This window comes from Pontibacter sp. JAM-7 (assembly GCF_048548695.2).
In the GTDB taxonomy this organism is placed as follows: domain Bacteria; phylum Pseudomonadota; class Gammaproteobacteria; order Pseudomonadales; family Balneatricaceae; genus Neptuniibacter.
In genome coordinates, this window is the sequence record NZ_JBLYIF020000005.1 from 88,910 (window position 1) to 105,299 (window position 16,390).

The following is a 16,390-nucleotide window of genomic DNA, read 5'->3' on the forward strand; positions in this document are numbered from 1 at the left end:
TTGATATGAGTACCATGATTTTTGCGTTTATTGGCTTGTTACTGATTGTGGTAGCGATGTCGGTTGGCGTTATTTTGGGGCGTAAGCCCATCTCTGGCTCCTGTGGTGGCCTGGCAAATGTTGGCATCGATTCAAGTTGCGAAATTTGCGGTGGCGATCCCAAAAAGTGCGATGAAGAACAGGAAAAACAGGTTGGCACGCCAGACAAACAGGACCTGGCTTACGAGGTTAAGGCCAAAGACTAATTGTCTGGAGTTTTGTCAGGCGTATCTTTTCTGCATAAAAACAGTTCAAACAATAATTTACAGACACGGTAAGGGGAAAGAAATGGCGGTGTATGACTATGATGTCATTGTGATCGGTTCAGGACCGGCAGGTGAAGGTGCTGCCATGAATGCAGCCAAAAAAGGCCGTCGAGTTGCCGTCATTGAAGAACAGGAGTTCGTGGGTGGTAACTGTACTCACAAAGGGACTATCCCGTCCAAAGCACTGCGCCATTCTGTAAAACAAATCATTGAATTCAATACTAACCCGATGTTCCGTGATATTGGTGAGCCGCGCTGGTTTTCGTTCCCAAAAGTGCTAAAGCGCGCTGAAAAAGTGATTTCCAGTCAGGTAGTACTTCGTACTAATTTCTATGCCCGTAACCGTATTGATGTATTTTTCGGACAGGCTGAATTTGAAGATAAAAATACTGTACTGGTGCGTGGTACCTCACAGGGCGATGAAACCCTGCGGGCTAAAAATGTTGTCATTGCGACCGGCTCGCGGCCTTATACTCCGGCCGATATTGATTTTACCCATCCGCGTATTTATAACTCCGATACCATTCTGAAACTGAGTCATACTCCCCGTACGTTGATTATCTATGGTGCTGGGGTGATTGGGTCGGAATATGCCTCAATCTTCAGTGGTTTGGGGGTTAAGGTGGACCTGGTTGATGCCCAAGACCGGCTATTGTCATTTCTGGATGCGGAAATCTCAGACTCGCTGAGTTACCACCTGCGTAACAATGCTGTGAAGATTCGCCACAATGAAGTTTATGACACCGTGGAAGGTGACGATCGTGGTGTCACTCTGAGCCTTAAATCTGGCAAGAAAATCCGTGCGGATGCCTTCTTATGGTGTAATGGCCGCAGCGGTAATACAGAAACGTTGCATCTTGAGCGTGTTGGCTTGGAGGCTAACAGTCGTGGTCAGATCGTTGTTGATGATCACTATCGTACCTCTTGTGAAGGCATGTATGCCGTTGGCGATGTGGTGGGTTGGCCAAGCCTGGCCTCCGCAGCACTGGATCAAGGACGTGCGGCGGCAGCGGATATGCTAGATGCGGAGGACTTCCGTTATATCAATGAAGTCCCGACGGGTATTTATACTATTCCGGAGATCAGCTCTGTCGGACAAACAGAAGAGCAGCTGACTCAGGCTTGTGTACCTTATGAAGTTGGCCAGGCATTTTTTAAAGATACCGCACGGGCACAAATTTATGGCCAGCCAGTCGGTATGCTCAAGATTCTGTTCAATCGTGAAACCCTCGAGATATTGGGTATCCACTGCTTTGGTGAGCATGCTTCTGAGATCGTGCATATTGGACAAGCCATTATGGCTCAGAAGGGCGAAGCCAACACGTTGAAGTATTTTATCAATACCACTTTCAACTATCCGACCATGGCGGAAGCTTATCGTGTTGCCGCTATTGCGGGTCTGAACCGGATAGCCAATCTGTAACCACGGGTGTGGTGGTAAAGAAAAACCGGCCCATGCGAGCCGGTTTTTTTGAGTCAGTGAAAGGCTTAATCCTGAGCCTATTGGGTCTCACTCGGCATGACTATTGTTATTAGCGCAGCACCTGCAGGAAGTGCATGTGTTTTTCGTATTGATCTATCACATCGGCAATGACCTGATCTTCCGTCCAGCCCATAATGTCATAATCTTGCCCACCTTCCTTCAGATAAACTTCGGCGCGGCAATAACGTAACACCTTGCCCCGCTTTGCACTGGTATCGCGCATGACAAAAGAGGGCGGGGTAAACGGACGCGCATGGACTGAATAGAAAAAGTCTTGCTCGTCACCATGGCTGACCTTTATCCATATACGATGTTTGTCGTCGTGACTGACCTTAGCCTGCAGACCGCGCTTGGTAAATTCATGCATTACTTTTTCAAAGGCGGGCTCTACCAGAGTGTTGAGGAACTTAATCACCTCGTCATAACTGGAATGTTGCATGATGCGGGACAGACGTTTCTCCCAACTGACAGGTCGATGCACGACATGAGGTGCCAGCATGGCATCACGCAGGCTGACCCGTTTGACGACTTCAAGTCGCAGTGCCCGCAATAGGCCCCAGCACATTAACAGCATCACAATAGTAAACGGCAGTGCGCTGGCAATGGTGGCTGTTTGTAATGCAGACAATCCTCCGGCCAGCAGCAGGCCAGCAGCAATCAGGCCTTCGGTAACGGACCAGAAGATGCGCTGCCATACGGGGCTGTCATCACCTGTGCCTCCGGAAGTCAGCATATCTACAACCAGTGAGCCGGAGTCCGAAGAGGTAACAAAGAAGGTGATGACCAAGATCGTTGCCAACAGTGATGCGATACCTGAAAAGGGTAGGTGTTCGAAAAACTGAAACAGGGCTACCGACGTGTCTGCTGCTACGGCTTCAGCAATGACTGCCAGTTCCTGGTCAAGGATCATATGCAGAGCCGTATTACCAAAGAAAGTCATCCACATAAAGGTGAAGCCGACTGGTACCAGCAATACGCCAACCACAAATTCACGAATGGTCCGGCCACGTGAGACGCGTGCGATAAACATGCCGACAAATGGCGACCAGGCTATCCACCACCCCCAATAAAACAGGGTCCAGCCGCCGATCCAACCACTGGGCTCGTAGGCATAGAGATTGAAGGTGGTTTCAACCAGACTGGAAAGATAGCTGCCTACGTTTTGAACATAAGTTTGCAGCAAGTAGACAGTTGGCCCGGCAAACAGCACAAAAATTAACAGTATGGCTGCCAGGATCATATTGAGCTCGGATATACGGCGAATACCGTTATCCAATCCCATAACCACGGATATGGTGGCAAATCCGGTGATGATAGTGATCAAAATGATCTGCCAGCCGGTGGATATGGGTAGGTCAAACAGGTAATTCAGACCAGCATTGACCTGCATCACGCCAAAACCAAGGGATGTTGCCACACCAAACAAGGTACCGAGCACGGCAAAGATATCGACAGCATGGCCAATTGGGCCGTAGATGCGTTCGCCAATCAAAGGGTAGAGCGCTGAGCGGATGGTGAGTGGCAAATTGTGGCGAAAGGCAAAGTATGCCAGGGACAGGGCAACAACGGCATAAATTGCCCAGGCATGTACGCCCCAATGGAAAAATGTAATACGCATGGCTTGCCGGGCGGCTTCTACTGAGCCTGCTTCGCCAACTGGTGGGCTCATGGTGTGCATCACGGGCTCTGCTACACCAAAAAACATCAGACCAATTCCCATACCGGCAGAAAATAGCATGGCAAACCAGGATAAATGACTGTAATCCGGTTCACTGTGATCAGGACCCAGTTTGATATGGCCATAATTGGAAAAGGCCAGTATGACAACGAACAGTAAAAACAGCGCCACTGACAAAATATAAAACCAGCCTGCTGTGTGAATGACCCAATTTTGAATGTCAGAAAAAAGGTTTTCGGCTATGTTGGGTAGAAAAATGGCGAACAGTACAAAAAACAAACACAGACCGCCTGAACCGATGAACACCGGTGGGTTTACTTTGATCCAGGCATTTTTTTCAGGTAGGGCCTTATCAACGTTAGGTGTTGGATCAGACATTTTGCGTCCTTACGGTGGGGTTATAAGTAGACATCAACCGAGAGGTAGATTGCATCGAAGTCGCCTTCACCAACCTGCCCGTTTCTATCGACATAGCCATTTTGGATCAGGTATTCGAGATAGATCCAGCCTGGACCGTAGTCATAACGCACGCCTGGTGAATAGGCAGTCACGCTGCTGGCACTGCTGCCCTGGGTACGTGGGTCGGCGTAGGTGGCATCAAAATAGAACGCCCAGTCATTCAGGTTGTAGCCAATTGTTGCGGCAAGGCGAGTATTTTTAATCTCTTCTGGCAGGCTTGCGCTGGCAAAATAAGCATCCGGCAGCTGGCGCTTTCCTCTAATATACGAGGCTTTGTAATAGGCGTCATTGTAGTTGCCTTCGTAATAGATGACGTAAGCCCGATGTGAGCCGGAACTAGGGGAAGAAGGTGTGCCGGTTAGGTCTTCTAACTGGCCGCTTTGTACTGATACTCCCACTTGGTTGTCTTCGTTGATATTCCAGACTGTATTGCCGACCCAGGTTTTGACCTTGCGGAATGTGGTTGAACTACCCCAGTGCCGGTTGTCATCAACGGTATCTGTGCTGGTGCTGCTCCAGTCGTCAGAATGATAGTAGGCCAGATCGTATTGTAGGGATTTATGTTGTCCGCTTAGCTTGAGACCCACATCCATCTGATCGCCATAACCTGCCAACAGCATATCCCCGGGCCAGAAGTTGGTGGTTTTCCAACCGAAAGGTAGCTGGGATTTACCCAGTTTCAGAATATGGTTTTCGTTCAGTTGCCAGCCTAACCAGGCTTTATGGAAAGTAAACTCGTTGCCGGTGCTATTGTTGTCAGGGTCAGTAAAGCCGCCTGGCCCCAAGCGTGCTTCAACAGAGTATGACCATGTGTCTCCTGCCTCTGCTTTACCGTCGGCATAGAAGACCAAAGCTTCGTCGGTGAATTCGCCATCAGTATTGACTTTATCACCTGGGAAATACTGATATGTGGCCCATGCCCCCAGAGAAAATTGGTGTTCTGCGTTGGCGAGGCCAGTAAGGCTGCACAGATAGGCTACGGTTAACCAGAGTAGATATTTATGTGATAAGAGAGTCATTGCCTTTATGCCCTTTCCGCACTGTCGGTAGTCCCATGCCAGATAACAATATCTGTTGTGGCTTCGTTGCTATGGTGCGCTTTTATTTTTTACTGTTATTGCGTAAAGCTTGCGGAAACATAGCGAGTATCACCATGTAATTGAATCGGGTGCGGTCACCGAATAGCACTCATTACCATGAGGTATCAGTCAAAGCTTACGCGCTACTTTCCCGGATTGTCGAGAGGTAAGCGTATTTTGTTTGATCTAGTTTAGTTGAAAAGAGATCGAGGGTATCCGGGGATTCATCGCGGAGGCAATGGTGTGCGGCGTATTTTTTATGGTTTTGGCAGGTAAAACACGGTGGTATGCGGTGGTTTATTTACCCCAGCGCCGCACGCGTCCTACATCGAGATGTAAAAAATCACTTTTGGTGTATAAACCCACGCCACCCGCTTGAAGTGACAGTGCGGCCTGGTGCAGATCTTTCAGCGCTACTCCGGGCACGCGGATATCGATTGCTTTACCTTGCATATGCAGACTTTTTTTGGCTACGCCATTACTTTTCTGGCTGAGCATTTTATTGGTTTCTGGCGAACGGTAACCGGATATGATATGCAGAGGTTGTTTGGTATCGAGCTTTTCACGTAGCTGGAACAGCACTTCCAACAGTTCGATATCCATGGCGCACTGTTGGTTAGAGCGATGATCACGCAGAATCTTATTAATTGCCGCAAGACTTCCCTGGTCGTATCCCTGCGTACTGCAGAAAGTAGTGGAGAGCGACTCACCGGTATGCAGATTGTATAACGCGAGTGTTTTTTCAGGTTGCGGAGACAGGGCTGCTAACGCTGATTGAGGAAGTAATAGGCCAGCACTGCCAGTGGTGAGGTAAGTTAATAGTGCTCTACGAGACAAATACAGTGAATCAGACATTGAGTGTACGGCTACAGATACAAATTTACGGCTGGATTATGCCTTATGTATTGACAGATGTACACTAAATGATCAGTTTGATAAAGGTTGTGCTGTTATTTGTTCAGCTTGTAACGCTATCAGGTCAGTTTGATCTCGACGATAGATATCATCACGAAACTGCAGTTGTTGATTGGCATCGACCCATGCAGTCCAATAGGTGATATGTAGTGGCACCGGTTGTTGTAACTGTATTCTCTGGGTATCAGTCGTGCTGAACAGTGTATCGAGCTGATCCGCGCTCCAGCTGTTTGCGAGTTGCATCAGCGTATCAGCTAATAAACGTGGCTGTTCTACCCGGATACAACCGGAGCTAAAGGCCCGATTAGTTTTGTTAAACAGCGATTTGGCTGAGGTGTCATGCAGGTAAACGGCATAACGGTTGGGTGTCAGGAACTTTACTTGTCCCAGCGTGTTGGTTTCACCCGGTGGCTCCCACAGCCGAGGTGCTTGTGGTGAAGTATATAGGTTGCCCCAGTCGACTTGCTCTAAGGGAATTTCCTGGATGCCTTTGCCCCAGCCTGTTACCACCTTGAGGTTATGCTGCGTCATATATTCCGGATCGGTTTTCTGCTTTGGCAGAATGTCTTTAAAAGCAATGCTTTTTGGTACATACCAGGACGGATTCACCACCATGGTGTCGATTTCGCTGCTGAAGATCGGGGTTTTACGTGACTTACGGCCAACAATAATTTTCATCTCCAATTTGCTGTCACTGCCATCGATAACGCGTAATCGGTATTCCGGAATATTCACTTGCACATAGCGTTGCCCCACCTGACGTGTGAACTGCTCCTGCCGTAACAAATTGACTTGTAGCTGAAGCAGGCGCTGTTGCGGGCTGATATTTAACGCGGCTAGGGTACGCTTACCTACGATCGCATCTGATTCCAAGCCATGTCGTGCTTGAAACTGGCGCAGTGCTGCAGCCAATGCCTGGTCATACAGAGTGAGTTCATCATTGTTGCCTAGATGGTGCAGGTCGCCTAATTGCCACAGCTTGTGCCGAAGCAGAGGAACCGCTTCTGCGTGGTCGCCAGGATGCAACGAGCGTTGCAGCCTGAGGCGAGGCCAAGGCTGTTGCGCATGCTGCTCAAAGTCATGAATGGCATCCAACATCGCATAGTGTTGTTGCTTGATCGGCTGTGTCGGTGGCAATGGCTCTGTTATCACAGTAACTGGCTGCAGAGGGGCAACAGTTACATTGGCCAGGTCAACTGCCTGGCTGGGGGTGGTAATAAAGATGCTTAATAAACATAGGGTAAATAGCTTGTGTTCCAGCATATATGCCTCCGCTTGGCGCATGTGCCATGCAGGTTCTCGTGCGACTGCTGGGATATTTAGCTTAAGGCGTGCAGTGGTCGGGCGGAATTCTGCCTGCAGGTAACAGAAAGTACAGACTGACAACCGCGTTTAGGCAAGTCCGCTAAGTTGAATTCGATTCATTGTGGAACGGCTTTACAGGCAATAATATTGGGCTATGTACCGCCAGTTGTGATTGAATCCTGTATGGCAAGTGGTTTAGTGATCCGGCGGTTAGTTGTTTTGATTAGATTTCTTGGCAGCATTTTTTTCGGCTAAGAGGCGTGCTTGTTCCTCTTCATATTCCGTCTCATAGTAGAAACCACGAATTGCCAGTCGGTGCTCAACCCAACGGTTATAGCGGGACCAGATAAAGAACCCAGGGGTCATCAGCAGCATAATTCCCAGCATAAGTCCGGCACCAGCATGTTCTTGGGGGAGCAGGCTGGCCGCCCAGTCTAAAATACCTAGCTCACGACCGATATAAAACCACAATATAAGGCCCATAAAGCCGCAACCGACGGCAATATGGTGAAGTAGTTTCTGCCGCTTCTGTGCGGCGTTATTGTCGACTGTCATGTTAATTTTCTGAAGTATCACTTAATTGCAGGTTAGCTTTTTGCCGTTCTCTGGCCTGGCTTTCAAGTATCTGGCGAGCGAGCAGGGTGCGACAATTCTCAGGCAGGCGAACAAATTCGGCGGCAATAGTGTAACTGCCTTCTTCGTTCGGCCTGCAGCGCAGGCATTGGGCGTACAGCAGCAGTCCCAGACAGGATTCGGGGAAGACGAGTTTGATGCTGAGGTAGCCTTCATCAGGGTATGGCGTCGGTGTATTGAACTGTAAGCCGCCCTCAGACAGGCTGACTTCCTGAATGGCAGTTGGGCTTATGGTCATTTCGTTGGACGCAATCGCCTGTGCCAGTTTTTCAATTTTTTTATGGATACTGGCCATGAAACTGCCTAGCTGAGAATCTTTTTCAGTGATTCGGCGCAACAATAGCTGGCTTTCAGTGTCCATCTCCTGCAGTTCACTCAATAAAAGGAAATTGGGTGAAACATCAAACTGCCTGGGCAAAGGCGGCATGTGCGTGTCGTCTTCGTTGGTGGATTTAAGTTCCAACGCGACTTTTTGGTTGATACGGAAATACTGACGACGATCCTGTTCCGACATGGCGAATACTCGTAACTGACCAGAAACTGCTTGTGAGTATAGGGAGAATTAACTGGAAAAGCATCTGATGTTGAAGGGATCTGTTTGATTCGTATTGAGTTTCCAAGCACACTCAACAAGTTAGCTTTATTTTTACAGCCTACTATAACTGTGATTTAATCGCCGCCATGTTCAAACCACTCTCACTTTACATTGGATTGCGCTATACCGCTGCCAAGCGAAGCAATCATTTTATCTCCTTTATCTCGCTGGCTTCGATGCTTGGCCTGATGCTGGGTGTGGCTGCATTGATTGTGGTGCTTTCTGTTATGAATGGATTTGACCGGGAGTTGAAGCAGCGCATTCTGGGTATGGTGCCGCATGCTACCATCAGCGGTTATCAACAGCCGATTGACGACTGGCAAGGCTTGATCGAGCAGATTGAACAGCAGCCAGATGTGTTGGGCGCTGCGCCTTTTATTCAAAATCAGGGCATGCTGACCGCCAAAGGGGTGGTGCGTGGGGCGATGGTTAATGGTATCGACCCCATGCTGGAGAGCAAGATTTCAATCCTGCCACAGCACATGAAAGTAGGTTCGCTTGAGGCCCTAAGCGAAACCCGGTTTGGCATTATTTTGGGTGATTTGCTGGCCCGCCATCTTGGGGTGCGGCCCGGCGACAAAGTAACCCTGGTGTTACCAGAAGCCTCTGTCAGCGTGGCAGGGGTGATCCCCAGATTAAAACGTTTTACCGTGGTGGGGGTGTTTGAAGTTGGCGCGGAACTGGATGCCAGTCTGGCGTATATAAGTTTACGTGATGCTGCTGCTTTAAAGCGTATGGACGACACCACAGTCGAAGGTATTCGGTTGCAGTTTGATGACCTGTTTCAGGCGTCAACGCGGGTCCGGGAGATCGCACGTGGGCTTGAAGGCCAACATCGTATCAGCGACTGGACCCGCACCCATGGCAACCTATTCCATGCCATCCAGCTGGAAAAACGAATGATTGGCTTATTATTGTTTTTGATCGTGCTGGTGGCGGCTTTTAATATTGTTTCTACTCTGGTCATGGTGGTCACTGATAAAAAAGCGGATGTGGCGATTTTACGCACCATGGGCGCTACCGCTGGCCAGATTATGCGGATTTTTATGGTTCAGGGTACCGTTATTGGTGTGCTAGGCACGGTACTAGGTGTTTTGCTGGGGGTGAGCCTGGCTTTGACTATCTCTGATCTGATTGCCTGGGTTGAGCAAACCTTAGGTATTCAGTTCCTCAACGCGGATGTCTACTTTATCAGCTACTTGCCGTCTGAACTGCAATCGTCGGATGTTAGCTTGATTGCTGTGACTTCACTGATCATCAGTTTCCTGGCTACTATCTATCCATCCTGGCGGGCGGCTAAAACAGAGCCGGCGGAGGCGTTGCGCTATGAGTAACCCGGTGATGCTGGCCAGTGGCATAAATAAAAGCTATCTGGATGGTGATCGTGAGATTACGGTATTGAATCAACTGGATTTCAGCCTGCAGGCAGGCGAACAGGTTGCAATTATCGGTAGTTCAGGTTCAGGAAAGAGCACGTTGTTGAACATTCTGGGTGGTCTGGACCGGCCAAGTTCCGGAACTGTGATGGTGCAGCAACAGGATCTGTTTGCTTGTTCAGAAAAACAACGTGCAGCCTTGCGTAATCAAGCATTGGGGTTTGTGTATCAGTTCCATCATTTGCTGCCTGAATTCACCGCGCTGGAAAATGTTGCCATGCCTTTGCTGCTGCGGCAGCGGCCGATCCCTGAGGTCAGACAGAAAGCGGCAGATTTGTTGGCTGCGGTTGGCCTGGCAAGTCGTATGACCCACAAGCCAGCACAGTTAAGTGGTGGTGAGCGTCAGCGGGTGGCGATTGCTCGTGCCTTAGTGGGTGAACCGGGTTGCGTGCTAATGGATGAGCCCACCGGTAATCTTGATCGCAGCACGGCAGCTGAAGTTCAATTAGTGATTGATCGCCTCAATGAGGAGCAGGGTATTGCCTTTGTGCTGGTAACCCATGACCCAGAGCTCGCTGCGAGGACATCGCGTATTCTTGAACTTAAAGATGGGCAGCTGGTTGCCCACAGTTGAATAGCGCCGCTCAGGAGTTGTTCTGATCCTTTCCGCCTGGCCGCTGTCGCCAGCTTTTTCCTACGTGCCATGCCCAAAATAGCTGGATCATGAAATAACTGGCGATACCCAGTACGGCGCCGGTTAATACAGATCCCAGTAACAAGGGCCACCAAATTAGAGACAGACTTTCGGTAATCCACTGCAGGGAAAGTTGAAATTGCTCTTCTTGCGGGTTGGCGCCCAGCAAAAACGTGCCTATCTTGTATGTGAAATAAAAGATAGGCGGGATCGTCAATGGATTGGTGATCCAGACCAGGCCGACAGAAAATGGCAGGTTGCTGCGACAAATGATGGCAATCATGGCAGCTAACAGCATCTGCAATGGAATCGGCAGGAAAGCACAGAACACACCGATTAGGAAAGCTCTTGAGACAGAACGCCGGGTCAGATGCCATAAATTGGGATCATGCAGGTGACTGCCCAGCCAACTCAGATGTTTGTGACGTTTAAATTGTTCACCATCTGGCATGTACTTCTTGAATAATTTACGCGGCATCGGTTGTTCTAGTCATCGGCAGGGACGAGTGCTCAGACTCGGCCATATTATGCACGTACTGTTTAGGATAGCCAACTTATGCGATCACGGATGATCTGTTATGTGGCGGGAATCTTCGGCGCATTACATTTAAATACCCTTATACCCCTGTCAGGTTGCATTTTCATTGCCCTATTGGTCGTGTGTTTGCTGCGCCAACGCGTAGTAGTAAACCTGGTGTTGTTTCTGTTGGGGCTGTTATGGGCCAGTTTATGGGCGCATTGGCAGTTAGGCCTGCAGCTACCGGCCGAGATGAATCGAACCGACTGGCTGTTAACCGGGCAGATCATAGACCTGCCTCATCAGTCTGCCCAATCGACACGCTTTACACTACAGGTTGAACAGGCCGAGTTACAGGGAAAAACCTCTGATTTTCAACCCGAGAGGGTACGCTTAAGCTGGTATCAGCCAGAGGTGCCATTGTTAAGTGGCATGCAGATTCAAGTTAATGCACGGTTAAAAGTCCCTCGGGGGAGCCTTAACCCGCAGGGTTTTGATTATGAAAAACTGTTACTCGAGCAGTCGATCGCCGCCACCGGTTATGTTCGTGGTCTGAACATACTCCACCCTGCACCGGGTTGGTCGGTTGACCGTTGGCGGCAACAGCTTAATCAGCAGCTTAAGATCCGCTATCCAGCAGATGTCAGTGCGCTGCTACAGGCACTGACTACCGGAACTCGCTCAGGGCTGGGTGATCAACAGTGGCTGACATTACAACAAACCGGCACCGTGCATCTGGCGATCATAAGTGGCATGCATATTGGTTTGCTGGCGTTGGTAGGTTGGTGGTTAGGGCGCTTACTGGGCTGCTTGCCTGGACTTGGCGGTAAGCGCTGGCCTCCTTACGTTACAGCGCTGTTGCTGGCGGCAGGGTACGTGGTGATTGGCGGCGCTGGTATTCCCTCGCAACGGGCATTTGTGATGTTGGCTGTGTTATTAGTCACGGGTTGGCGCCTGCGGTTGATCGACCATTGGACGCGCTGGTGGTTGGCGTTAGCCGCAGTACTGACAGTGTCACCGATCGCCATTTTTAATACCGGCTGCTGGTTATCATTCTTTGTTGTGGCTGTGCTGATCGTGCTGTACCAGTGTGGCAGTAGTCGCTTGCCGTTGCTGAAAATTCAAGTGATGTTATTACCTGCAATGCTACCGTTGTCATTACTGTTTTTTTCTGGGGTGTCATTGGCTGCCCCGGTTATTAACCTGTTAGCCATACCCTGGATCAGTGTGTTAGTGCCGCTATTACTGGCTGATCAGTTGGTTTACCAGGCTGGTATTACGTTGCTGCAACCTACTGTGTTGTGGCTGGCAGAGCGTTTCTGGTGGGTATTGGCTCAGGTCGCGGCGGTGCCCTGGAGTTATCTCAATCTACCAGTGCCTGAACCAAGGGTAATGTTGCCAGCTGTGGCGGGCGTATTACTGATGGTGCTGCCAGTCGGCGGGCGATATAAATTACTGGCTCTGATTTTGTTTGTTCCGCTGTTACTGCCGCAGCACAATCGGCAAAAGCGTGGTGATTTTGACGCGGTTGTTTTTGATGTGGGGCAGGGGTTAGCAGTGTGGGTAATGGCGAATAATTACCATCTGCTGTATGACCTGGGACCTATCTATCGCAGTGGCAGTCGTGCATTTGATTGGGCAGTGTTGCCAGCTCTGCGGGCAAAAGCCGTGTCACAGGTTGATACTCTGGTTCTGAGCCATGACGACAGTGACCACGCGGGAGGTTATTCAGCCTTGAGTGAACGGATAGAGGTAGCAACAACCTATGCGTCTTATCCGTTGGCGACGGCCCAGAGTCAGTATTGCCGGCGGGGAGTAGCCTGGCAGCATAGCGGGGTACATTTTGAGTTTCTGGCAGGTAGTGAAGGTACTGAGGATAATGAGCGCTCTTGTGTCCTGTTAGTCGCAGGGGCACATTGCACATTATTGTTGACGGGTGATATTGGTAGCGCTACTGAACAACGGCTTGACCCGGCAGGCAGATCACTCAGTTGGCTTGTGGCGTCACACCATGGCAGTCGCTTTTCTAACTCCCAGGCGTTTTTACAAGGCTGGCGGCCGGAGGTGGTTATTTACAGTGCAGGATTTGCGAATCCATATAACCACCCGCACCCGGATGTCGTGAATCGGGTTGAAAACATCAGCGCCCGGCAGTTCAATACAGCATTTGGTGGTGCCGTTAAGTTAAGCGTTTCCGCTGACGGAAAGTGCCTCGCTACCCCCTTTATACGGGAGCAACCGCGCTTCTGGCGATAGGTTTCCACGGCCAGCCTGTGGTAGAGTACAGCAGCACTTGTTAAGGAGAATAAAAACGTGTTTGAACTCATTCAGTCTGGCGGCTGGCTGATGGTGCCAATCATTGCCTGTTCCGTTATTGCTTTGGCTATTTGTCTGGAACGTCTATGGACGCTGCGCACCAGTCGAGTGACGCCTGGTGGCTTGTTGGCCGAGGTCTGGACCATGGTGAAAAAACACCAGGTGACTCCTGAACGGTTACGTGAGTTGAAACAGGCTAGTCCGCTGGGACAGATCATTGCTGCTGGCCTGAACAATGCGGCTCATGGCCGGGAAATTATGAAGGAGAGCATTCAGGAATCTGCCTCTCAGGTGATTCATGATCTGGAGCGGTTTCTCAATGCCCTGGGAACAATCGCTGCGATTACCCCACTGCTTGGTTTGCTCGGTACTGTAATCGGTATGATCAAGGTCTTTACCGAGATTATGATTCAGGGTACCGGCAATGCAAATGTGCTGGCGGGCGGCATCTCAGAAGCGTTGATTACCACCGCGGCGGGTTTGTCGGTGGCGATTCCTGCACTGATCTTTCACCGTTTTTTCCAGCGCCGGGTTGATACGTTGGTGGTTACCATGGAGCAGGAAACCATCAAGCTGATCGAAGTGATGCACGGTGAGCGTGACGTGGATCTGCAGTAGGAGAACAGGCTGTGAAGTTTCCACGACAAAAACCGGAAGAGGTCAGCGTTAACCTGACACCACTGATTGATGTGGTGTTCCTGTTACTGATTTTCTTCATGATCTCCACAACCTTTACCAAAGAAACCCATTTGGAGATTGATCTGCCTGAAGCGAGCGGTGAAAAATCCGTTGATCAGGACTTGGTACTGGAAGTACTGATCGCTGCAGATGGCCAATTCAGTGTTAACGGTGCTGTACTGGTTAATGCTCAGGCCGATACATTAAGCCGCGCCCTGCGAGAGCTGGCCGGGGATAATCGTGAATTGCCATTGATTATCACCGCAGATGCCCAGACCCCGCATCAGGCAGTGGTTACCGCTATGGATGTGGCAGGTAAGCTTGGCTTTACCAAGTTAAGTATTACCACGCAGGAACCGGCATCTGAATGAAGTGGCTGACTCGGCAGTGGTATGCTGATCAGCCACCATCCTGCTGGCTCTTGCCACTGGAGCGGTTGTTTCACATATTGGCCAGCCGTCGGAAAAATCGATCGCTGGTGCGGCAATGGCAGGCACCGGTTCCAGTAGTCATTGTTGGCAATATCAGTGTGGGCGGCACGGGTAAAACGCCTCTGGTTCTGTATTTATGTGAGCAGTTAAAACGTGCTGGCTGGAATCCTGGCATTATCAGTCGCGGCTACAAAAGTGCTGCCAAATCCTTCCCTTTGACTATTCACTCAGACACTGAAGTACGTTTGGCCGGTGATGAGCCTAGTCTGCTGGCCCGCCGCAGTGGCTGCCCGGTTGTTATTGCCCCGGATCGTGTTGCCGCCGCACAACAGCTACTGGCTGAATTTAATTGCAATCTTATTATTAGTGATGATGGTCTTCAGCATTACGCGCTGGGGCGGGATATTGAAATTGCTGTACTGGATGGTCAGCGGGGGCTGGGCAACCAGCACTGTTTGCCTGCCGGACCGTTAAGAGAGCCGGCCACCAGACTGTCACAGGTAGATTTTTTAGTCGTGAATGGACAGCCAGATAAACTGGCGGCTGAACTTGCTTCCCGAGCGTACATGATGACGCTGCAACCGGATCGGTTGTGTAGTGTTGATGGACAGCAACAACAAGCATTGGATTGGTTTTCAGGCCAGCCAGTGCATGCTGTGGCTGGGATTGGCAACCCGCCTCGATTTTTTGATTTGGTGCGTGAGCAACTGGGAGCCAAGCCTGAGTGTCATGCGTTTTCCGATCATCATCATTATGTTGATGATGACCTGCGGTTGGCGCCAGACTGGCCAGTGCTGATGACGGAAAAAGATGCCGTTAAGTTGCAGGGTTTCGACATCAAAGATGCCTGGTATGTAGAAGTCTCTGCTTGCTTGCCTGATAATTTCATCTTCCAGCTTTTACAACGGCTGGAAGCGTGTTTATTGAACAAGAGTATATCGAACCATGGATAAAAAATTACTGGCCTTACTGGTGTGCCCTGTCACCAAGGCGCCACTTGAGTTTCAGCCTGAAACCAATGAGCTGGTCTGCCGGGCTAGCGGGCTTGCATATCCGGTACGGGATGATATTCCGGTGCTGCTGGAATCTGAAGCGCGGGAGCTTACCGCGCAAGAGCGCGAAGCCAAATAAACCGGGAAGGAGCCACTCCATGGGATTCAGTGTCATTATTCCGGCCCGTTATGCGTCCAGCCGTTTTCCAGGCAAACCTCTCGCGCTGCTGCAGGGTAAGCCGATGGTGCAGCATGTGTATGAACGAGCCTGTGAGAGTGAAGCGGAACGTATTCTGGTCGCGACGGATGATGTCCGTATAGCTGATACGGCAGAGCGATTTGGTGCTGAGGTGGTGCTTACCTCAGCGGATCACCCATCCGGCACCGATCGATTGCAGGAGGTGGTCAGTAAACAGGGATTCTATGCAGACGATATCGTGGTCAATGTGCAAGGCGACGAGCCTTTGATACCGCCGCGAATTATCAATCAGGTTGCCCATAACTTACTGGCTGAACAGAGTGCCAGTATTGCGACTCTGAGCGAGCCTATTCTTGACGTTGAGTCCCTGTTAAACCCTAATGTGGTCAAAGTAGTATCTGATGCCAGAGGAATGGCGCTGTATTTTAGCCGTGCGCCTATGCCTTGGCCACGGGATGCATTTGCTCAAGCTGATAGCCAGAAAGTGCTGCCAGAAGGTTTTTCCTGGCAACGGCATATAGGTATTTATGCCTATCGGGTGAAGTTGCTGAATGACTTTGTGAAATGGCCGCCGACACCCTTAGAAACCACTGAATGCCTGGAACAACTACGGGCGATGTGGAACGGGGCTCGGATTCATGTTGCTGAAGCCGATGAACAGCCGCCTACCGGGGTGGATACGCCTGAGGACCTGGCGCGGTTACAACAATTGTTGGATCAGGCTACAGCTTAAGC

17 protein-coding genes are annotated in these 16,390 nt (G+C 50.2%); 10 read left to right on the forward strand and 7 right to left on the reverse strand.

Annotated elements, in window-relative coordinates:
- Positions 1–5 precede the first annotated feature (5 nt).
- The gene (nqrM, locus tag ACFVYJ_RS08255; RefSeq protein ID WP_419415153.1) at positions 6–245 is read left to right on the forward strand and encodes a (Na+)-NQR maturation NqrM; all 240 of its coding nucleotides are present in this window, start codon (positions 6–8) and stop codon (positions 243–245) included.
- Positions 246–327: 82 nt separating this feature from the next.
- Positions 328–1,728 carry a Si-specific NAD(P)(+) transhydrogenase gene (gene sthA / locus ACFVYJ_RS08260; RefSeq protein WP_419415152.1) on the forward strand — a complete coding sequence of 467 codons (1,401 nt, stop codon included), beginning with the start codon at positions 328–330 and terminating at the stop codon, positions 1,726–1,728.
- A 109-nt stretch (positions 1,729–1,837) separates the two neighbouring features.
- Here sthA and ACFVYJ_RS08265 read toward each other — a convergent pair whose 3' ends face one another.
- The 6 genes from ACFVYJ_RS08265 to ACFVYJ_RS08290 form a co-directional block, all read right to left on the reverse strand.
- Complete coding sequence (locus ACFVYJ_RS08265; protein ID WP_419415151.1) at positions 1,838–3,844, reverse strand: BCCT family transporter; 2,007 nt, start codon at positions 3,842–3,844, stop codon at positions 1,838–1,840.
- 20 nt (positions 3,845–3,864) lie between these two features.
- Complete coding sequence (locus ACFVYJ_RS08270) at positions 3,865–4,944, reverse strand: hypothetical protein (RefSeq protein WP_419415150.1); 1,080 nt, start codon at positions 4,942–4,944, stop codon at positions 3,865–3,867.
- A gap of 357 nt (positions 4,945–5,301) precedes the next feature.
- Entirely contained in the window at positions 5,302–5,859 is a 558-nt protein-coding gene (locus tag ACFVYJ_RS08275; RefSeq protein ID WP_419415149.1) for a YcbK family protein, read from the reverse strand.
- A 72-nt stretch (positions 5,860–5,931) separates the two neighbouring features.
- A complete protein-coding gene (locus ACFVYJ_RS08280) occupies positions 5,932–7,182 on the reverse strand; it encodes a L,D-transpeptidase family protein (RefSeq protein WP_419415148.1) in 1,251 nt (416 codons plus the stop codon).
- Between the two features lie 252 nt (positions 7,183–7,434).
- On the reverse strand, positions 7,435–7,779 hold the full coding sequence (locus tag ACFVYJ_RS08285; protein ID WP_419415147.1) for a hypothetical protein: 345 nt from the start codon (positions 7,777–7,779) through the stop codon (positions 7,435–7,437).
- A gap of 1 nt (position 7,780) precedes the next feature.
- Entirely contained in the window at positions 7,781–8,371 is a 591-nt protein-coding gene (locus ACFVYJ_RS08290) for a PilZ domain-containing protein (protein ID WP_419415146.1), read from the reverse strand.
- Between the two features lie 167 nt (positions 8,372–8,538).
- On the opposite strand from ACFVYJ_RS08290, the gene ACFVYJ_RS08295 reads away from it, so the two are divergent.
- Complete coding sequence (locus ACFVYJ_RS08295; protein WP_419415145.1) at positions 8,539–9,786, forward strand: lipoprotein-releasing ABC transporter permease subunit; 1,248 nt, start codon at positions 8,539–8,541, stop codon at positions 9,784–9,786.
- Positions 9,779–10,462, forward strand: coding sequence for an ABC transporter ATP-binding protein (locus ACFVYJ_RS08300; RefSeq protein ID WP_419415144.1), 684 nt, complete (start codon positions 9,779–9,781; stop codon positions 10,460–10,462). Before ACFVYJ_RS08295 ends, ACFVYJ_RS08300 begins: the two co-directional genes overlap by 8 nt.
- Before the next feature lie 10 nt (positions 10,463–10,472).
- Here ACFVYJ_RS08300 and ACFVYJ_RS08305 read toward each other — a convergent pair whose 3' ends face one another.
- Positions 10,473–11,000, reverse strand: a complete 528-nt coding sequence (locus ACFVYJ_RS08305) for a DUF2062 domain-containing protein (protein ID WP_419415143.1) — start codon at positions 10,998–11,000, stop codon at positions 10,473–10,475.
- Positions 11,001–11,078: 78 nt separating this feature from the next.
- On the opposite strand from ACFVYJ_RS08305, the gene ACFVYJ_RS08310 reads away from it, so the two are divergent.
- The 6 genes from ACFVYJ_RS08310 to kdsB are packed head-to-tail and all read left to right on the forward strand — an operon-like array spanning position 11,079 to position 16,388.
- Positions 11,079–13,295, forward strand: coding sequence for a DNA internalization-related competence protein ComEC/Rec2 (locus ACFVYJ_RS08310; protein ID WP_419415142.1), 2,217 nt, complete (start codon positions 11,079–11,081; stop codon positions 13,293–13,295).
- A 57-nt stretch (positions 13,296–13,352) separates the two neighbouring features.
- Positions 13,353–13,973: a MotA/TolQ/ExbB proton channel family protein gene (locus ACFVYJ_RS08315; RefSeq protein ID WP_419415141.1), complete on the forward strand. Its 621-nt coding sequence runs from the start codon at positions 13,353–13,355 to the stop codon at positions 13,971–13,973.
- Positions 13,974–13,984: 11 nt separating this feature from the next.
- Entirely contained in the window at positions 13,985–14,404 is a 420-nt protein-coding gene (locus ACFVYJ_RS08320; RefSeq protein WP_419415140.1) for an ExbD/TolR family protein, read from the forward strand.
- On the forward strand, positions 14,401–15,417 hold the full coding sequence (lpxK, locus tag ACFVYJ_RS08325; RefSeq protein WP_419415139.1) for a tetraacyldisaccharide 4'-kinase: 1,017 nt from the start codon (positions 14,401–14,403) through the stop codon (positions 15,415–15,417). The genes ACFVYJ_RS08320 and lpxK overlap by 4 nt, the downstream gene beginning before the upstream one ends.
- Complete coding sequence (locus tag ACFVYJ_RS08330) at positions 15,410–15,595, forward strand: Trm112 family protein (protein WP_419415138.1); 186 nt, start codon at positions 15,410–15,412, stop codon at positions 15,593–15,595. Before lpxK ends, ACFVYJ_RS08330 begins: the two co-directional genes overlap by 8 nt.
- Before the next feature lie 19 nt (positions 15,596–15,614).
- The gene (gene kdsB / locus ACFVYJ_RS08335; protein ID WP_419415137.1) at positions 15,615–16,388 is read left to right on the forward strand and encodes a 3-deoxy-manno-octulosonate cytidylyltransferase; all 774 of its coding nucleotides are present in this window, start codon (positions 15,615–15,617) and stop codon (positions 16,386–16,388) included.
- Positions 16,389–16,390: the final 2 nt, after the last annotated feature.